Source organism: Poriferisphaera sp. WC338 (assembly GCF_050931845.1).
Classification (GTDB): Bacteria; Planctomycetota; Phycisphaerae; order Phycisphaerales; family Phycisphaeraceae; genus Poriferisphaera.
On the sequence record NZ_CP194516.1, the window covers coordinates 404,825 to 423,902 of the forward strand.

Below are 19,078 nucleotides of genomic sequence, written 5' to 3' on the forward strand. Positions count from 1 at the left end.
GATGGGATACTGATTGAAGGCAAGGCAATCAATTGTCATCGTCTTGATTTTATGGGTAGAGGTAGAACAGGCGATTGGAGTCTTTTCATCGGCTCTGGCTTTTGCTGGGGTCGATTTTCATTGAGTGGGACTAAAAGAATCAGGGATATGTATACTATCCGAGAAATTTTAAGGCTGGATGGGTTCGCTATTGGCATGTCTATTTTAGAGTATTTTCAATGTAAACCGTTGATGTGTAATTGCCCTGGCGTAGGGTAAGTGGATTACACGGTATTCCGAAATTCTTTGTCTTCTATTTTATTGAGCCAGCATGTATACCGACCATTGAAGCCAAGTATGGCGAGGATGATTCGTCTAAGCAATTCTTCCGCTTCTGCTACCCGTTTGCTCAATTTTCCATTTTTTGAATCAGATAGGCCGCGATGAACAATGCCATTGCGCATTTCGATAAGCGACCCTATTATATCTTCTAGATCGTCAAGTGGCACGTCATAGGCGAGCATCATTCTGTCCAGGTTTGATCGCAAACTGCGACGGTTAATTCCTTTAAGGTTTTGGCCCATCTCCTGAACAGCATTTTCTCTTTTCTCATCATTCAATGGAATCTTAGTAAGTTCTTGTTTTAGAGTATCGGTTATTTTGGGAGCGATGTCGTTTCTAAAGATATTCTTATTGATGTAAGTTGAATCAGACGATTGTTTGGAGAAAATGTGAATCAAGTGCTCGATTGCAGTCATTTGTGAGATGAATCGGGCTTCATTGTATAAATGTGGCATTAGGTGCCATTCAATTGCGACATTAATTCCGGTCTTATCGATACATTCTTGTGTGTACGCCTGTATGAGTGGTGGTAAACTTTCGTTGTAATTAAGGGGGTGCAACGGCGGCATATATGGTTTTGATCCTCTTCCTTTACCTGTGAAGTCTATTTGTGCGAGCGTCTTGTCTTTGAAGGCGCGCCTTGTACTCGGGCGCATGAAGTGGCCGTCGGCAAAAGATACAACATCGAGGATTCGATCTACTGTTGAGTCTGCTACGTTTAGCCATTCGCTAAATGTTCGTTCATTAGAGGATGATCGAATGATGATGGATCCTGTAATTTTCGAAAAATCTTCAGGGTTAACTGTACCGGAAATTTCAATTTTTTCTTCTGCGATTGAGAATATTGTACCATGAAACCATTGTAGGCCGACAACCAAATACTCGGCTTGATATGAACCCGCTGAATCGTCAGTATCATCTGCAGTGTATACTGTGAGTTGCTGTGCTTTTGCAGTTAGCTTAAGAGTTGCTTTGTTTGGAGTGCTTGTTGTTCCAGCATTCGTGAGATGTATTGCATTGCTCTGGAAAACTAGTCCTTCCTGATTGTGACCTTCAAGCTTTAGTGGTTGAACGATTCGAGATGAGCCGTGATGTACTTTTAATATCTCAAAATTCTTATTGCTAAGTGGCTGATCTTCTATTGCAATGTGAATTTCTCCTGATAGATCTACTTCGACAGTGAACGCGATTGCGACTTTGTGTTGTGTTCCGTCAGTATCCCAATAAAGATGTCCCTTGCATGCCGGATAATATTCGAGGTGCTTGCGATCCATATGTTTGTATTTCCGGAATTAGATGGCTGCTTTTTAGGTTATGAGTCTCAGATTCAGGATAGTATTTCAGTTAACTCATGGAAAGTCGGGGCGAGTCTTTCTATATCGAGTGACAGGATTGCACTCGCAGGCTACGCCTGATTCGCGGCACCTCCCTGCGGTCGGAATGAATCTCCGATGAATGCTTTCGCTGCACTTGACATTCTGTCGTAGGTTCAATGCAATTGCCACATCAACAAAAAATGACCCACCAAAAGGTGAGTCATTTTTCGTTAATCGGGGTGATAGGATTTGAACCTACGACCTCCTGGTCCCAAACCAGGCGCTCTGCCAAGCTGAGCTACACCCCGTGGTGTGAGGTCGAGGATTATAACAAAAGCTGAGGGCTGTGTCAGGGTAGGGGACAAGTTGCGAATATAGGCGATTATGAGTCTGGCAAAAGAGGGTTTATGCACGCTCCAGATAGGCTATCAGCAGCTTTTCGGCGGCGGCCACATCATTTTTATGCACAGCCTCGGTGACGGTGTGGATATATCGGGTGGGTGTCAGGATGGTCATGACACGGGAGCCGGCGGCGGTGCGCTGGAGTGGGCCGGCATCTGTACCACCGCGGTGGAGCATGGTGCGTTGGGCCTTGATTTTTTTCTGCTTGGCGAGTGCGTCGAATTCCTCGAGGAGTTCGAAATCGACAATGGCGGCGCTGTCCAAGACGTTGAGTCCAACGCCATCACCGGAGATGGTGCAGCGGTCCTTGGGAGGTACGCCGGGAAGATCGCAACAGACAGTGGTATCCAGAGAGATGGCGACATCAGGTTGGACCTGGTAGACAGCTGGCCCAGCACCACGAAGGCCAACCTCTTCCTGTACGGTAAAGACCATGTGGATTTCGCAAGCATGATATTTAAGATTGCGCAATGCGCGGATGGCGATGTAAGAAGCGATGCGGTTATCGAGGCATTGTGAGCAGATTAGGTTGCCAATTTGATAGACGGGGGCTTTGAGGGTGACCATGTCGCCGATCTTGATTTTCTTTTTGACCGCAGCGGGGGCGAGGCCGAGGTCAACGATGAACTCGGAGACATCGGGGATCTTCTTCTTTTCATCCTCGGTGGCGATATGAATCGGGCGGCCTTCAGGATTCATAATGCCATCAAGGTCTTTGCGCGGATCGTTTAGGTCGGGGTGGACGGTGACGACGCGGGCAAAGAGGTTGCGCGGATCGAATCCGCCGATGTTTTGCAGGCGGAGAAAACCATCATCACCGACGTGCCGGACCATGAAACCGATCTGGTCCATGTGGGCAGCGATCATGATCTTCTTGGGGGCGGCGGTGTTCTTTTTCTTTTTGGATTTGGACGGTTTGGGTTTAGGGCGGAGGATGCCGTGGAGATTGCCGAGCTCGTCGACGAAGGATTCATCGAAGAGGTCAGCGGTTTGGTCGGCGATGAAGTTGCGGATACGGTGTTCGCGGCCGGCAACGCCCGGGGTCGTGGTCAGTTGTTCTAAGAGTTGTAGATCCATGCCGACACTATACCGCAAGGTGATAGAGGCGGCTATGGTGGATTGAGATGAAATTCTGCATGCGGGGGAGGTATAAGATTTGTTTCGGAATCGTTGTAATCGCTACAAGCTACAGGATCATCAAAGTAAGCCAGTTGTGACCAAACAACCTGTTTTATGCCCTTGTCATGTTTGCGGGTGTATTGGTTAATTCCGTGTGATAGAGGTAAGCATCATTGGGGCAGTATTTCACCTTGCTGGCCAGTTGGTAGTAAGTGAGATACAGGGAGAAAATTTTGGATAACGATCAGAACCAGGGCAACCATTCTTCTTCAGAATTGCGAACGTGTAAGAAACGCGGCTTTGTTTGGTTTGTGACACGCGGTTTGGCATGTGTGGTGCTGCTAGCCGTTGGTGGTGCGGTTGTTCTCTATGCACTGCTTCAGAGTGAGCCGGAACATTGGAAGCAATATCAGGTTTTTCTAAAGCGGACAACTCCGGAGCAACGTGAAACGATCGTTGCGGATGTGATGGCTAAGATTGAATCGCTGGTTTATCAAGATCTTGTCAGCGATGAGGATTTCGGTGAAAACGAATCTGAAGCATATATTGGCGGGTTATCGTCTTTGTTGCGTCGAGACGGAGAAAGTCGTTTGGTTAATCCGGAGGATGTACTGGTTGATGAGTTAAAGACGATTCAGCTGACGGTGGATGAGATGAATGCGATAGTCGCGTCGCAGTTACCGAAATGGATGAGTGATCGTGGTTATGAAATGCCAGTAGAGATTGTGGAACCAATGATTGCGATGGACGGCGAGCAGTTGGTGCTAGCTTTTTCTTATGACACTGAATATATCTCACAGGTGTTCAGTGCTTACTTTGATCTGAGTTTTCAATCGGATGGGATGGCGGCATTATCGCTGTCGGATTTGGATGCTGGCCGTGTGCCTATGCCCATCAGTGGTATGGCGGATTGGGTTGCCTCGCGAGGTGGTGATGGTGAGACGTTGGCTCGTGCGAGAGAGCTCGGTGAAAAGATTGGTGAGTTAGAATATTTTGAATTTAAGCCAGTGTTGGAGTTGAAACATTGTCGCCGATTACGTGTGCAGAGTTTGAAGATGGTGGGGGATGACAAGATTGAGATTACCGCACGTGTACAAGATCATCAGACGTATAAGCGGATGAATGAAACTTTGGCCGCGGCGAATTGAAATTGATGCATTATTGATGTGATAAAAATTTGACCCATGCTTGCTGCTCATACAGATGCCGACGATCCCGGGCTGATGTGTGAGTAGCTTTTTTATAGTTTGACTTGTTGGTGTGATGGTGGTGGACATGGCTATGATTGGGAAGTGTTGATGCGCAAAAAGATCCCACACATTGAATGTGTGGGCTTGTGTGTGTGGCGATCAGTCGGGAAGCCAATTGAGTGATTCGATGTGTTTGGCGAGTTGAATATCTTTCTCGGTGACTTTGTTGCCGGCATCATGTGTGTTGAGTGAAATTTTGACGGTGCTGTAGACGTTGAAGATTTCAGGGTGATGGTTCATGGCTTCTGCTTCGAAGCTGAGGCGGACGATGAACGAGAGGGCTTCTTTGAAATGTTTGAAGCGGTATGTCTTGCTGATTTTGGCGTCATCGTAAGACCAGCCAGGGAGGTCGGAGAGGGCTTGATTGATCTGTTTTTCGGATAAAGCGGGGGTGGGGTTTGGCATGGTGCATCTCCATTATGTTTCTATCGTGTTTTTGTTTAGTCGGTATATGGTATGCGAGGGTGGGAGGTCGACGCGAGGGGAAAGATGTGGTTATGGTGAGAAATGTGATATGAATGAGTGAGCGGCCGCTCACATGAAGATGCTTCTGGTGTAGCTGTGTATGCAAGATTATCTAGGAAAACAGGGGTTTATGATTCGGCGTGGGCTTTGATAGCGTTGCAGCGAGACTGGATGAGTTCGGTTAAATACTTATCCATGAAAGCGGCGCCAGCGAGGCGGCCGATGGCCCACATCGGGATCTCATATCGAATGACATCAGTCATACGCGTTTGATTGTCTGCGGACGATTCGAAATGATGATCATGGACGTAGCTTTTGAAGGCGCCCTCGGTCATGGTGTCTTGCATGAAGTGTGGTGTATCCATGGCTGTGATCTTTGAGGTGAAGGCTTGCTGGATACCAAAGTGTGTGGCTTGCCAAGTGACGATATCGCCGAGTTCGAGCATACCCGTGGTTTTGCCACCGATGATTTTTTCCTTCGCACCTTCGACGGACTTGGTGTGGAAGTCAATATTTCTTGCAAGGTCGAAACAGATTTCGATTGGTGCGCTGATTTCAGTGATGATTTTTAGTTCAGTGGCAGCGATGATCGTGCTCCTTTGGCGGACACAGGTATGTGAACATTCAGGGCTGAGGCTTACTCTATGATGTGTGATTAAGATCGGCTTTTCAAGTGGCAGTTTTAAATAGAATGGAGCATGACTATAGACAAGTCGGCCGAATAAGACGCGGCAATCCCTACAACCGCGATGGCTCAGATTGATGGCGGAGATGTCGATCTATAAGTGTATGGAGAGTGTTTGTTGTCGGCGGAAGATAGATTTGCATAAGCCGTGGCTGTCGAGTCAACGTCATGGGTTTTTGCCCACACGTCGTAAGACGCTTGCGTTTATCGGTATGGCGATACTGATGCTGGGCTCATGTGTGATATGGGGTAGTAGTCAACTGTTTTATGCAGAAGAGGGACAGTGGGGGCGCGTACTCATTGGTGGGTTTGCGTTAATGGGGAGCGTGGTGCTGGGTACGGCACTTTTTACACTTAGGTACATCCGATATCGCCGCGAGCTTACGAAGATGATTGCATCTCACGGGCAATATCTAAATCAAACAGTGTTACTGAATCGGCATGGGGTACGGTGGTCGCAGTCTGGAGAGCCACAACGTTTTTATCCTTGGTGGCAGGTTGGTTTGCGGTGGCGACGCAAACATGTGGAGTTGCATTTATTATTAAGCGGTGTGGTGGTGGCGATTGAGCGACGGGATCTCCGCGAGGTGCAGTGTGATCAGATTCGGATGTGGACAAAGAATCCGTACCGGCCGAATTTACGATGTTGGCGGTGTGGATATGATCTTCGCGGTAGCATGGGGCCAACATGTCCGGAATGCGGCAGCACGATCGCGCGGGGTAATCTTGACGCGATGTCCAATGATGGTGAACGTGATGCTGCTTGATAAATGGGTAGGGTGTATCTAACAAGAAAAGAATTATGATTCAGTCGGTGTGGCCCATGCAGCGAACGAATCGGTAATGCCGGATGCGGTGTACCCGCCGTCGATGGTGATGGTTTGCCCGTTGACGAAAGAGGCTGCCTTTGAAGCCAAAAATACGGCGGCGCCAGCAATTTCTTTGGTTTCGCCAAAGCGTGCAGTGGGGGTACCTTCGATGATGCGCCTGCCACGGTCGGTGTTTTCGATTATGTGGCGATTGATATTGGTGGGGATGAAGCCGGGGGCGATGGCATTGATGCGGATGCCGTACTTGGCCCATTCGCAGGCAAGCGATCGCGTGAGGCCAAGGACAGCGGCTTTGGAGGTGGCATAGGCGGTGACTTCGGTGAGTGCGACAAAGGAAGAGATTGAGGCGATGTTGATGATGCAGCCTTGATGTTGTTCGCGAAAGATATGCCCGGCGGTGATGGATGTGCGGAGCGATCCAGTGACGTGCGCGTCGAACATGGCGTTGATTTCATCCGGTGTGAGTTCAAAGGTTGGTTTACGTAGCATGTGTCCAGCGCTGTTAACGACGATATGTAATGAGCCGAAAAGATCGATAGCTTTGCGGACAGCGCGTTCGACGGAAGCATCATTGGTGACGTCCAGACTGATACCCGCGGCAACAGGGTCGTCGCCGGAATGATCTGCGATGGCGTCGAGTTCGGCTGCAGCTTGTTCGACTTTATCTTGAGTGCGGGAGCCAATGAGCACTTTGGCACCGCGTGTGATGAAAGCTTCAGCTATCGCTTTGCCGATGCCTGAAGCCCCACCGGTGATGAGTGCTACTTGGCCGGTTAGATCGAAGTCGTAAGGTGTGCTCATATTGTGGTCCTTGCCTGTGATGAAAGCAATCTCTTAAGACAGTGTAGGTAATTGATGAGCACAGGTGAAGATAATCACAATATAAAAAAACCCGCATAGGTGCGGGCTTATTACATTGTATTTATTTATGCATTGCTTTAAGAGAGCGTGCGCATTTTTTCATCTGTTTCTGTGCTGCAATGCGCGGTGTGCCCCGTGGGTTTACGGTATTTGGAGAGGTCGAGTGAGGCAAAGTACTCGATAGTTTTGGTTAACCCATCACGTAGTTCAACGGTAGGCTGCCAGCCGAGTTTTTCTTTAGCGAGTGTGATGTCGGGTTTACGTTGTGTGGGGTCGTCTTGTGGTAGTGGCATGTAGACGAGTTTCGAGCTTGAGCCAGTAAGTTCGATGATGAGTTCAGCAAGTTGCTTGATGGTGAATTCGCCGGGATTGCCAATATTGATTGGGCCGGGGCAGTCATCGGGGGCTGCCATGAGTTTGAGGAAGCCGTTAATGAGGTCATCGACGTAGCAGAAGGACCTTGTTTGCAAACCATCGCCATAGAGCGTGATATCCTCACCCTTGATGGCTTGAAGGATGAAGTTTGAGACGACGCGGCCATCATATGGGTGCATGCGTGGGCCGTAGGTGTTGAAGATGCGGACGACGCGGATGTTGACGTTGTTGGATCGCCAATAGTCGAAGAACAGTGTTTCAGCGGCTCGCTTACCTTCGTCATAGCAAGAGCGAACACCGATGGGGTTGACGTTGCCGCGATAGGACTCCGGTTGGGGGTGTATATCGGGGTCGCCGTAGACTTCACTGGTGGAGGCTTGGAAAATTTTTGCGCCGCAGCGTTTAGCAAGGCCCAGCATATTGATCGCGCCCATGACGGAAACCTTCATGGTTTTGATCGGGTTGTACTGGTAATGCACGGGCGAGGCTGGGCAGGCAAGGTTGTAAATCTCATCAACTTCGAGCCAGATGGGGTGCGTCACATCGTGGCGGACAAGCTCAAAGTTCGGCTCGGTGAGCAGGTGTTTAATGTTTGATTTCTGACTGGTAAAAAAGTTGTCGAGGCAGATTACATCGTGCCCCTGTGCGACAAGTCGATCACACAAGTGTGAGCCTAAAAAACCCGCACCGCCTGTCACAAGAATTCGTTTCATCATCTCTGCCATCAAGTACTACCCTTTCATGCCACTGTGGCTTGGGGTGAAGTGCCATATTTGTTTGCGATTAGGCGCTTGCTTGTTCAAATGTCGCGCCGGCCTTTACGTCAAAGCTCACGTTTTGGCCGATCATAAAATCGCCTGCCTTTTGCAGATCCATCAGTTTTGCGGTGACTGAAGCGCCGCCAGCGTTGACGATGATCTCATTTTTGTCCACATCGCCGCCGATGATATTGCCTTGCACGCGGCGTGGTCGCCCGTAGACAGGTTCGATATATCGGCCGCCTGCTTCTATTACATCAACCCGTAATGCTTCGGCTCGGATCACGCCATCGATGGTGTTTTGGGCGTCCGGCTTCACATCACCCGTGGCTACGAGGTGTAACTCATAGTCTGTGTGTGGAACTTTCAGGACAATCATTTCGCCGTTTTGCTTCTTCAACTCGCCGCCGCTGATCGGCCCAGTGATTTTTGGTGCATCGCCCATCGCAAGGCATCTCCTTCTAGCGCAATCAATGATTTCATCTTTCTTGTGACACGTACGGCCAAACAAATCACCCAGTAGCTGCATATCGCATCACGGTTTATTCAGAATAGGATATCGGCATGCCGCCCGCTTGCCCAATGGCTCGCCTTCCAAAGTCCAGTAAGATGGGTGTCTACACACAGGAGTTCTGATGGCCGGCCAGCCTCCACAATCTCAAGTCAACCCCAAGCATTGCACGGATCGTCTCCGTACAGACTACGCACATGTGGGGCTGTACGACGTGAATAGCCGTAAGGCATGGATTGCCCGGAAAAAGCGTTGGGATATCTCGCCGGTTCGTGTTTCGCATGCTCGCTTGCTCATGGGCGGCACGCAGGACACCTCGACGGTTTCCAAAGACCAATTTGTCTGTTACTGGTTCCACCCGCCTAATACCGGTGAGGGTTTTGTCCACGGCTACCCCATCGAATGGGATGAAGGCCATCTGATGATCCGTCTCGACCCGTTCTGGGATTATGCCAACCAAAAATTCATAGCTGCGACCGATGCTGCCCGCAGCGAAGCCAATATCAAGAAGCAGATCAACTGGGCTCATCATTTATATGATCAGTATTTGGTATCTAGGCCGAAGTTTCCGTTATCGTTGCATCTGGTTGGACCGCGTGCCACGGATTCGATGTTCTATCTCAAACGCTCTGAGGCGGCAGAATGATTTCTTGTAAGTGGGGATATGCCGATACAATTTGAGTGATGTAAGATTGGGTTGTGTGATCAGGTAGAGGTGTTGTTTGAAATATTCATTCTGCAGGAGTTTTCCATGCCGCACACTGATTTGCCATATCCCGATCGTTCATTGACTGCTGCCGAACGTGATTGGCATTGTCACGCGCTGTCTCGTATTAATGCAGATTACCAACGTTCTGCTGACACACACTTGCTCAAGCTTCAGCTTCCTTGTTTCCAAGGCTCTACGCTTTATCTTAAAGACGAATCGATCCATCCGTCAGGTTCGCTCAAACATCGTCTCGCACGATCACTTTTTTTGTTCGGCCTTGCTAACGGCAACATCAAACAAAATACCACCATCGTCGAAGCATCCTCTGGCAATACTGCTATCTCAGAAGCTTACTTTGCACAGCTACTTGGCCTACCATTCATTGCCGTCATTCCTAAAAAAACCGCACCTGAGAAGATCAAAAAGATCGAGTTTTATGGAGGGAGAACGCATAAAGTTGATTCGCACCATATCTATGAAGAAGCCACCAAACTTGCCCGCGATCTAGACGGTCATTACATGGATCAATTCACTTATGCTGAGCGTGCGACCGATTGGCGTGGTAGCAACAACATCGCTGAACGTTTGTTTGAGCAGATGCAAAATGAGCCTCGCCCGATTCTCGACTGGGTCGTGATGTCCGCAGGCACGGGGGGGACTTCTGCCACCATCGGACGATATATTCGCTATCGCCATGACCTCAATAAACACACGCGCCTTTGTGTTGTCGATCCCGATCACTCGGTTTATGCCGACTACTTTTCCACGCAAGATCCCAAGCTGAAAAACTCAAAAGCGTCACACATTGAAGGTATTGGTCAGCCTCGCCCGCAGCCGTCCTTTGTTACTTCGGTCATTGATACCGTTTTGAAAATCCCCGATGCCGCCTCTATTGCCACAATCCATTGGCTCGAATCTATCCTCGACCGTAAAGTCGGCGGGTCTACTGGGACCAATGTCTATGGCGCTCTGCAGTACATCGCCCAAGCCACCAAGCAGAACAAGCCGATCAACGTCGCGACCGTCATCTGTGACCCCGGCTCCCGCTACCTCGACACTTTCTACAACACCGATTGGCTTCGCGAACAGCATATCGATATCGCTCCCTATCTCGAACAGCTTCGTAGCTTCCAAAACACTGGTCAACTCAATCCGATTTCATCCTGAATCACTACAAAAGTTCAACGGGCCGTCGTCGCGATTTCCAGCTACAATGCCCATATGAGCAATGAGAAAAAACAATCTGTCACGGTGAAGCCTTGGGAGCATGCAAAAGCAAGTGAAGGTTCCGCAGCTGACCCACTGGCCGCACGCTTTGTTGCCTCACTGGACTATGATACCCGTTTGTACAAGCAGGATATTGCTGGTTCGATTGCCCATGCCGAGATGCTTCACGCGCAGAATTTGCTGACTGATGATGATCTTGCAGCCATCAAGCAAGGCCTTGCTGAGATCGAATCCGAGATTGATGCGAAAGGCGATGCATGGTCCGGTTGGAACATTGAGCTTGAAGACGTACATATGTGTGTCGAAGCCGCATTGGTGGCCAAGATCGGTGACCCTGGACGTAAGCTTCACACCGGGCGTTCACGGAACGATCAAGTGGCACTAGATCTGAAAATGTGGATTGCCTCGGCGTACCACGAGATCGACAAAAAACATACGGCGCTGATCGAATCGTTTGTTTCGCTTGCAGAAAAAGATGGCGAGATCGTTATGCCGTCCTACACACACCTTCAGCGTGCTCAGCCCATTGTCGTTGGCGGTGAACTGATGGCATGGGTCGCTGCGATTGATCGCGCTCAGCAACGGTTGGCTGCACTGGTGCATTCGTATCCAGAAAACCCGCTCGGCTCGGGTGCGATCGCAGGATCATCATTGCCGCTTGATCGTACTCATACTGCTGCGGCATTGAATGTTGGTTCGCCTTCGACTTCTTCGATTGATGGCACAGCTTCGCGCGATGCGGGGATTGATTTTGTTTATGCGCTGTCGATGACGGCCATGACGCTTTCCCGCTGGGCAGAGCAGTGGATCATCTACGCCTCGACCGAATTTTCCTTTATTAAGCTCGATGATCTTTACACGACTGGATCGTCGATGATGCCGCAGAAACAGAACCCGGACATGCTCGAACTGGTGCGAGGGAAAGTGGCTGGTGTTTATGGTCAGCTCGTTGCTCTGCTCACCATGACCAAAGGGATTACAGTGGGTTATAATCGCGATTTGCAAGAGGACAAGCGGTTTATCTTCGCAGCTTATGATGCGGTTTGTGATTGCCTCGACATGGCGGCGAACATCGTAAAAACCACGCGTTTCAAAGATGAAACCATAGCAGCCAAGCTGAATGAGGGGTTTCTTGATGCGACCTCTCTTGCGGAGTACCTCGTAAATCGTGGTGTCCCGTTCCGTACCTCGCATCAGATTGTCGGCACTCTTGTCCGAAAATGTCAGGCCGAAAATCTTACCGAATTGTCTAACCTGTCGATAGAAGATATGACTGCTGCTTGCAGTGAGTTTAATGTTACTTTCGATCAGGACGTTTATGATTGGCTTACCCCGCAGAATGTTGTGAAGCGATATCAATCCTCCGGCAACTCGGGTCTTCCAGGCTTTCACGAACAACTTGCCCATTGGAAGAATGTTCTCGCCAACGATGCAGAATAAGCGAAGGACATCACGGATTTCTAGTTTTCAGCACTTTCATGGAGCTTGGCCTTGCTCATATTGACTGTTCTACAAGGACCGGAAAAAGGTCGTCGCTTCGAACTTCCTGCCAACGAGCCGCAGCAGATCGGCCGATCTTCTGAAGCGCTACCGTTGCAAGATCAAACGATCTCTCGTCGTCATGCTGAACTTACACCCGATGAAGGTTCGTGGTACATCCGGGACCTGCAATCTTCCAATGGAACTTTTGTTAATGGGAATCTTGTGAGCGGCAAAGTCGTCCTCCAGCCCGGCGATCAAATCCGTACCGGCACGACGCTTTTACTTTTCGGCGAGGAAGAAAAACAAAAACAATCACCGGTCCATCTTGCCGGTCGTGATGAGATTGATATTTCCGTCGAACATACCGTGGAATCTAATGACGACTCCATGATCATGTCTGTTCCCATTCCCGGCGGTGGAGCTGAGTTTCAACTTAAAGTTATTTATGAGCTTACCTCTCTCATCGGCACAGTCTCGAATCGTAATCAACTTCTCGAAAAAGTGATGGATATTGTCTTTAATTACTTTGATGCGGACCGCGGTTTTATCCTGCTTCGTGAGAATCCCGACAAAGCGATTGAAGAGTTTCAGCCTGCGGTAGTTCGTACCAAAGCCGGTGGCAAGGAATCAGGTAAACGTATCGCGATCTCCAAAACCATCGTAAAATATGTTGTTCAAAAAGGGGTTGGTGTTCTTTCCGCAAATGCGATGAACGATGAACGCTTCGCCACCGGCGACTCTGTTCAATCCTATGGCATTCGTTCTGCGATGTGCGTGCCGATCAAATTCAAAGACCGTATCTATGGTGTTGTTCAGGTCGATTCTATGATCAAGAACTACACCTATACCGAAGATCAACTTACGCTCCTTACGACCATTGGCGTACACACCGGACTCGCACTTGCCAATGCACGACTTTATGAAGCGCGCCTCAAAGCTGAGCGTCTCGCTGCCGTCGGGCAAACTGTCGCCTCGCTTTCGCATTCGATCAAGAATATCCTGCAAGGGATGCGCGGTGGAGCGGATGTTGTTGAGTTGGGTATGCGCAAGAACAACATGAAAGTGTTGCAAAACGGCTGGGAAATCGTCGCTCGTAATCAACATCGCATCTATGAATTAGCTATGAACATGCTTGCGTATTCCAAGCAACGTAAGCCCGATATTGTGATGACCAATCTCCCCACACTTCTTGGTGAGATCGTCGCGCTCATGCAAAAAGCTTACGATTCAAAACAGGTTGCACTTATTACAGATTTTGATCCGGACATGCCACCTGTTCCGCTTGATCCGGGGGGCGTGCATCAGGCGGTACTAAATTTGATTACCAATGCACTTGATGCGTGTGAACCTGAGGCTGGTGTGGTGACACTTCATTCGCAGTATCTCCCAGAGAAGCAGGTTGTGGTCATTCAGGTTCGCGACAATGGTACGGGGATGTCTGCTGCGACTCGACAACATCTTTTTGAACCGTTCCATTCCACCAAGGGTTTGCGCGGTACGGGCCTCGGTCTTGTCGTGACTAAGAAGGTGGTTGAGGAGCACGGTGGCCGCATCGCAGTTGAGTCCAATGACGAAGCTGGTACGACTTTCCAGATCATCCTCCCCACCAATATTGCTGAGCAGCCTCATTCTGCCGATACTCATGGCCATGCCTGATCCGTCCCATTTTTGAAACCCGATTTTAGTCTTACATCGCTTTTTACACGCAAAAAAGTGTGCATTTCTTACGCGCATACGGCATCATAAACAGATCGTATGTGAATAGAGATGATCGGATTTCATGACGCAATAGAACCGCTTGGCAGGCGTTAAACCAGTAAGGCTGCACTTTTTGAGCAGTCATGGCCGATTTTCCGCTTGAGCACGAGGATACCCACATGGCAGCGACGACTTCTCTCAGGCCTATTCAAAACGATCAATTTGACTGGTTTGCCGCGCGGCATCTGCTTTTACGCACGGGTTATGGAGGTTCTCATCAACAAATCACCGACCTCCACAAACTCGGTCTCAGCAGTGCTGTCGATATGATGGTCAATTTCAACAGCTCTACAGCCATTCCTGAGCCTGAAATTGATCCTGACATCATTCGACCCTACACGAGTGAAGAACGTTTGGCTTACAAGACCGCTCGTAAAGAAAAAGACAATGATACGCTTGATGCACTGAATAAAGAGCGTAATCGTCGTCGTCGTGTAGATCGTCAATACCACGGCGTTTTGCAGAACTGGTGGCTACAACGCATGATTGAATCGTCCGTGCCGCTTGAAGAGCGACTCACGTTGCTTTGGCATTCACATTTTGCTGCTCGCCATCGCAATGTTCGTGACGCTTACCTCATGTATCAGCAGAATCAGTTCTTCCGCGCGAATGCTGCGGGCTCATTTGCGACACTAGCTGAAGGTATTGTTCGTGATCCAGCGATGCTCAAATTCCTTAACAATAATCAAAACAACAAACGTCGCCCTAATGAAAATCTTGCCCGCGAATTGATGGAGCTTTTCACACTTGGTGAAGGCAATTATACCGAACAAGATATCAAAGAAGGCGCTCGTGCCCTTACTGGTTATACCTATCGTGATAATGATTTTGTCATGTTTGAGCGGAATCATGATGATGGGCAAAAGAAGATTCTTGGTACTCAGGGCAATCTTAATGCAGATGATTTTGTTGAAATACTTCTTAAGAACAAAGCATGTGCGCGGTATGTTGCTTTTAAGCTCTACCGGCATTTTGTGGCTGACATTACCGATCAGGACGAGCACTGGGAGCCTTCGCAAGAAAAATTTATTGATTCGCTAGCTTCGCTACTTGCTAAGAATCAATATCATCTTGCACCTGTACTCGAGGCATTGTTTAAGAGTGAGCATTTTTATGATAAGGCTATCGTGAATCTAAAGATCAAATCACCGATACAGCTGATCGCTAACACAACACGATCAATCGGCACACCCACGCGCAGCAAAGCAAATATTCGTCGTGGGCTCGAAATGATGGGGCAGCAGCTCTTTGATCCACCTGGTGTCGCTGGCTGGGAAACCGGACGTGCTTGGATTAATACCTCCACGCTCCTTGCCCGACACAATATCACTACCTACCAACTCACAGGAAAGATGCCCGGTAAGAAATGGAAGAAGGGCGATGTTAAGTTTGATCCTATGTCACTCATCAGCGGTATTGATCAAGCTAATCATCAAGCTGTTGTAGATCATCTTTGCAGTACCTTGCTCGGCCAGACATCGACTGATCGGCGGCAACCACTTGTAAAATATCTGGCTGACCGTGACAAGGGTATCACCACTGATTCACTCATCGGGCTACTGCTACTCATTACCACGATGCCTGAGTATCAGCTTTGCTAAACGGTATGATCGCGATGTTTATTTTGATATTATTTATAAATCTAATCAGCCAATAGACCTGGAGTACAGGTATGAACGACAATAAAGCTTACACACGAAGACAATTCTTACATGCCGGCATGGCTGTGGTTTCTACCGCAACGACTGTCCCCGGTTTCCTTGCAACCTCTGGAAACTTATTGGCTGCAGAACATGCTGCTGCGGCAACCTCCTCGCTTCCCGGTGTTCCTGAAGATCGTGTTCTCGTTGTCATCCAGCTTTCTGGCGGCAACGATGGTCTCAACACATTGATTCCTTATGGCAACGACAGTTACTACAAAGCTCGCCCGGAGATTGCTGTCAAAAAAGCCAATATCCTCACACTTGACGATACTGCAGGCTTTGGCCTCCATCCCAACATGGCCGGTATCCATGAAATGATCGGAGATGGGCTTGGGGCGGTTATCCCCGGCGTTGGATATCCTAATCCCAATCGTTCACATTTTGCTTCGATGGATGTTTGGCATTCCGGTGACACGCGCGGCGGGCGCGGCCTTGGTTGGATTGGCAAGGCGCTCGACGAACATGTGACCACCAATAAAAACAAGCAAGATTCGACTGATCAAGCGCTTTCGTGTGTTAGTATCGGTAGTGCCGCACCGCCTGCGGCCAATGGACGTATCGTCAAACCTGTGACGTTTGAAAACGCAGAGCTTTTCCGTTGGTCTGGCCGTGATCTACATAAAACCCTTGACCAAACCTACGACCAGATTCAACGTCAAACTACCGCAGGTGATACGTCAAATCTTGATTTTGTTTTTCGAACTTCTATGGATGCACAGATCGCGTCTGATCGTGTTCGTGCAGCCGTTGGTAATAAAACTGAAACGCAGTTCCCAAGAACTTCACTCGGTTTGCAGTTGCAATCTGTTGCTTCAATGATCCGTGATGGACTGCCCACACGGGTTTACTATGTCGCTATGGGTGGCTTTGATACACATGCCAATCAAACCGGTAGGCATCAACAGTTGCTCCGCGATTTTTCTCAAGCCACTTCGGCTTTCTACAAAGACCTTCAAGTCACTGGGAACCGTTCACGAGTTGTCACACTTGCTTTCTCAGAATTCGGCAGACGTGTTCGCCAAAACGCTTCGGGTGGGACTGATCATGGTACGGCTGGCACAATGTTCCTCTTTGGCGAAAACAACATCATCGCTCCTGGCTTACACGGTCAATACCCTTCGCTCACCGATCTTGATGACGGTGACCTCAAGTACAATCTTGATTTTCGCCGTGTTTATGCTGATTTACTCCGCAATTGGATGCATATGAACCCCGTGGCCTCACTTGGTTCGGAATTCGAAACCACCTCACTTATCAAACAAACCTGATTCAGAATCCGAACATTCATGATGCTCATTCATGAATATGCCCTGGCTGTCTGCGCCCCACTGCAGACAGCCTTTTTATGCTGACAGGTTATAGCGCATGATTCATCGCAGCAGCTACAATGTGCATGTATCGTCGCATTCTGCTTTGCGGAGAATTGGTTTATGTGTGGATTTTTAACCGTCATTGGTCAACGGTTTGCAGATAATTTTGATAATGCTCTTGACGCGATCACCTCACGTGGCCCTGATGATCGCGGTGTTTATCATCATCAAGATCTTCATTTCGGGCACCGTCGTCTTTCTGTCATCGACCTTGAGGGCGGCCATCAACCCATGCGATCGCCTGACGGCCGCTATACCCTTGTCTACAACGGCGAAATCTATAACTTTCCTCAGCTTCGTCAAGAACTCGCAGGGCAGGGCGTTCAATTCAAAACAGATCACTCTGACACCGAAGTACTCCTGCTCGGCTTTGCTCATTGGGGGGCAGATAAGCTTCTCCCAAAACTTGATGGGATGTTTGCTTTCTCGATATACGACCATCATGACCAAACACTGTTTGCCGCGCGGGATCGCTTCGGCATCAAGCCGTTCTTCTATTCAACTCTAGATGGGCTTATCACTGCCTCAACGCTTAAACCTTTTTGGCATCTCACCGGCTTTCCTCGTAAGCTCAACTATCCTGCGCTTAGAGAGTATCTTGCTACACATTTCATCCCTGCGCCCTTGACCATTCTGCGAGATGTGCACACACTCCCACCCGGCCACGTGCTTCGTTGGCAAAAAGATACAAAATCCCTTGAAATAAAGCCTTTCTGGATCATCCCACATGCTGAGACTGATCTAGATATACCGCTTGATCAACTTGCAGATCGGATTGATGACACACTTTACGAATCGGTCAAGCGGCAACTCGTCTCTGATGTCCCGATTGGTGTTTTCCTTTCCGGCGGGATTGATTCATCCCTTATGGTGCATTATATGAACCGTGCCGCGCAAGAAGCAGGTTCAAGTGACCCGGTCAAAACATTCACCATGGCCTTCCCCGAGAGTAAGAAAAACTACAACGAAGCACAATACGCGAAGCTTGTCGCCGATCGACTCGGCACCCAACATACTGAACTCACCGGCAGTGAGATTGATCAAGCTTTTTTTGTTGATGCGGTTCAATGTCTGGATCAACCTTTTGCCGACTCAGCCTATCTACCGTTGCGTAAGCTTTGCCAGCAGATGCAGAAGCATGTCACAGTGGCTATCGCAGGTGATGGTGGCGACGAACTTTTCTGCGGTTACAACCGATATCTCGAACCTGAAGATATGTTTCCATCAACCTTGTCCAACCGGGTAATAGGCGCACTTGCTGAACTCAATCTTGTTCCTGGTTCACTCCGCCGTCGATCGCTTTATGGCAAAGATCGCCTGATTTATAACCACACTAAGCTCGGTCCATTTAAAGGCACGCGTAAAGACATGTACGCCTTTCTTTCTCGAGATGCGATGCACTCCGCAGATATCCCGCAAACCATGCAATACTGGTCTAAACTTGCGGCTTCATTTGCCGACCCCATCACGACTGATGCGCTTATGCGGGCTGACTTGCATACTTACCTTTCCGATGATTATCTCACCAAAACCGATCGTGCTTCGATGTCCTTCAGCCTAGAGGTACGTGTTCCTATGCTCGGCAACCTTGTTGCGGATGCGATCCTCAAATACCGTGTTGCTGTAAATGGCACCAGTGAGAATAATCTTAAGCCCGTTTTGAAAACACTTGCCGCGCGCCATCTGCCCCGTGAAGTTTGGGATCGACCTAAGCATGGCTTTTCCGTTCCAGTTCACGACTACATCCTCACCGATTGGAAGGATGCTGCGACGGATTGGGTTGATCGTTGTGATCAGATTGTACCATTTATGAATGTGAGAGAAATTCGCCGCCGTTTTACCCGTCTCATGGACAGCAAAAAAGATTCTCGTAGTATGGTGTTTTCGATCGTTACCCTTCTCGGTTGGCTAGACAAGCACCCCATCGATCCTTAAT

At 49.0% G+C, this 19,078-nt stretch carries 16 protein-coding genes and 1 tRNA gene; 9 read left to right on the plus strand and 8 right to left on the minus strand.

Annotation, left to right across the window (positions count from 1 at the left end; translation table 11 throughout):
* Positions 1-263: 263 nt before the first annotated feature.
* The 3 genes from ACQ6WK_RS01655 to ACQ6WK_RS01665 form a co-directional block, all read right to left on the minus strand.
* On the minus strand, positions 264-1,595 hold the full coding sequence (locus ACQ6WK_RS01655) for a hypothetical protein (protein ID WP_432799003.1): 1,332 nt from the start codon (positions 1,593-1,595) through the stop codon (positions 264-266).
* A gap of 276 nt (positions 1,596-1,871) precedes the next feature.
* Positions 1,872-1,945, minus strand: a tRNA-Pro gene (locus ACQ6WK_RS01660).
* A gap of 97 nt (positions 1,946-2,042) precedes the next feature.
* Positions 2,043-3,116 (minus strand): M42 family metallopeptidase, encoded by a 1,074-nt coding sequence (locus ACQ6WK_RS01665; RefSeq protein WP_432799004.1) that lies wholly within the window; start codon positions 3,114-3,116, stop codon positions 2,043-2,045.
* A gap of 275 nt (positions 3,117-3,391) precedes the next feature.
* On the opposite strand from ACQ6WK_RS01665, the gene ACQ6WK_RS01670 reads away from it, so the two are divergent.
* Entirely contained in the window at positions 3,392-4,306 is a 915-nt protein-coding gene (locus ACQ6WK_RS01670; RefSeq protein WP_432799005.1) for a hypothetical protein, read from the plus strand.
* Positions 4,307-4,507: 201 nt separating this feature from the next.
* On the opposite strand, the gene ACQ6WK_RS01675 is transcribed toward ACQ6WK_RS01670, so the two are convergent.
* Both ACQ6WK_RS01675 and ACQ6WK_RS01680 read right to left on the minus strand, forming a co-directional pair.
* A complete protein-coding gene (locus ACQ6WK_RS01675; protein ID WP_432799006.1) occupies positions 4,508-4,813 on the minus strand; it encodes a 4a-hydroxytetrahydrobiopterin dehydratase in 306 nt (101 codons plus the stop codon).
* Positions 4,814-5,001: 188 nt separating this feature from the next.
* Positions 5,002-5,319 (minus strand): SRPBCC family protein, encoded by a 318-nt coding sequence (locus tag ACQ6WK_RS01680; RefSeq protein ID WP_432799007.1) that lies wholly within the window; start codon positions 5,317-5,319, stop codon positions 5,002-5,004.
* A 325-nt stretch (positions 5,320-5,644) separates the two neighbouring features.
* On the opposite strand from ACQ6WK_RS01680, the gene ACQ6WK_RS01685 reads away from it, so the two are divergent.
* Positions 5,645-6,325: a hypothetical protein gene (locus tag ACQ6WK_RS01685; RefSeq protein ID WP_432799008.1), complete on the plus strand. Its 681-nt coding sequence runs from the start codon at positions 5,645-5,647 to the stop codon at positions 6,323-6,325.
* A gap of 33 nt (positions 6,326-6,358) precedes the next feature.
* Here ACQ6WK_RS01685 and ACQ6WK_RS01690 read toward each other — a convergent pair whose 3' ends face one another.
* From ACQ6WK_RS01690 to ACQ6WK_RS01700, 3 genes are all read right to left on the minus strand, one after another.
* Positions 6,359-7,189 carry an SDR family NAD(P)-dependent oxidoreductase gene (locus ACQ6WK_RS01690; protein ID WP_432799009.1) on the minus strand — a complete coding sequence of 277 codons (831 nt, stop codon included), beginning with the start codon at positions 7,187-7,189 and terminating at the stop codon, positions 6,359-6,361.
* Positions 7,190-7,326: 137 nt separating this feature from the next.
* On the minus strand, positions 7,327-8,340 hold the full coding sequence (locus tag ACQ6WK_RS01695) for a UDP-glucuronic acid decarboxylase family protein (RefSeq protein WP_432799010.1): 1,014 nt from the start codon (positions 8,338-8,340) through the stop codon (positions 7,327-7,329).
* A gap of 67 nt (positions 8,341-8,407) precedes the next feature.
* Positions 8,408-8,827, minus strand: coding sequence for a hypothetical protein (locus tag ACQ6WK_RS01700; RefSeq protein WP_432799011.1), 420 nt, complete (start codon positions 8,825-8,827; stop codon positions 8,408-8,410).
* Positions 8,828-9,017: 190 nt separating this feature from the next.
* Between ACQ6WK_RS01700 and ACQ6WK_RS01705 the strand changes: the two genes are divergently transcribed.
* The 7 genes from ACQ6WK_RS01705 (at position 9,018) to asnB (ending at position 19,077) form a co-directional block, all read left to right on the plus strand.
* Positions 9,018-9,539, plus strand: a complete 522-nt coding sequence (locus tag ACQ6WK_RS01705) for a hypothetical protein (protein ID WP_432799012.1) — start codon at positions 9,018-9,020, stop codon at positions 9,537-9,539.
* A 105-nt stretch (positions 9,540-9,644) separates the two neighbouring features.
* Positions 9,645-10,769 carry a PLP-dependent cysteine synthase family protein gene (locus ACQ6WK_RS01710; RefSeq protein WP_432799013.1) on the plus strand — a complete coding sequence of 375 codons (1,125 nt, stop codon included), beginning with the start codon at positions 9,645-9,647 and terminating at the stop codon, positions 10,767-10,769.
* Between the two features lie 54 nt (positions 10,770-10,823).
* Positions 10,824-12,269 carry an argininosuccinate lyase gene (gene argH, locus ACQ6WK_RS01715; RefSeq protein WP_432799014.1) on the plus strand — a complete coding sequence of 482 codons (1,446 nt, stop codon included), beginning with the start codon at positions 10,824-10,826 and terminating at the stop codon, positions 12,267-12,269.
* A 51-nt stretch (positions 12,270-12,320) separates the two neighbouring features.
* Entirely contained in the window at positions 12,321-13,967 is a 1,647-nt protein-coding gene (locus ACQ6WK_RS01720) for an ATP-binding protein (RefSeq protein WP_432799015.1), read from the plus strand.
* A 221-nt stretch (positions 13,968-14,188) separates the two neighbouring features.
* Positions 14,189-15,670 carry a DUF1800 domain-containing protein gene (locus ACQ6WK_RS01725; RefSeq protein WP_432799016.1) on the plus strand — a complete coding sequence of 494 codons (1,482 nt, stop codon included), beginning with the start codon at positions 14,189-14,191 and terminating at the stop codon, positions 15,668-15,670.
* 71 nt (positions 15,671-15,741) lie between these two features.
* Positions 15,742-17,040, plus strand: coding sequence for a DUF1501 domain-containing protein (locus ACQ6WK_RS01730; protein ID WP_432799017.1), 1,299 nt, complete (start codon positions 15,742-15,744; stop codon positions 17,038-17,040).
* 162 nt (positions 17,041-17,202) lie between these two features.
* The gene (gene asnB, locus ACQ6WK_RS01735) at positions 17,203-19,077 is read left to right on the plus strand and encodes an asparagine synthase (glutamine-hydrolyzing) (RefSeq protein ID WP_432799018.1); all 1,875 of its coding nucleotides are present in this window, start codon (positions 17,203-17,205) and stop codon (positions 19,075-19,077) included.
* Position 19,078 lies beyond the last annotated feature (1 nt).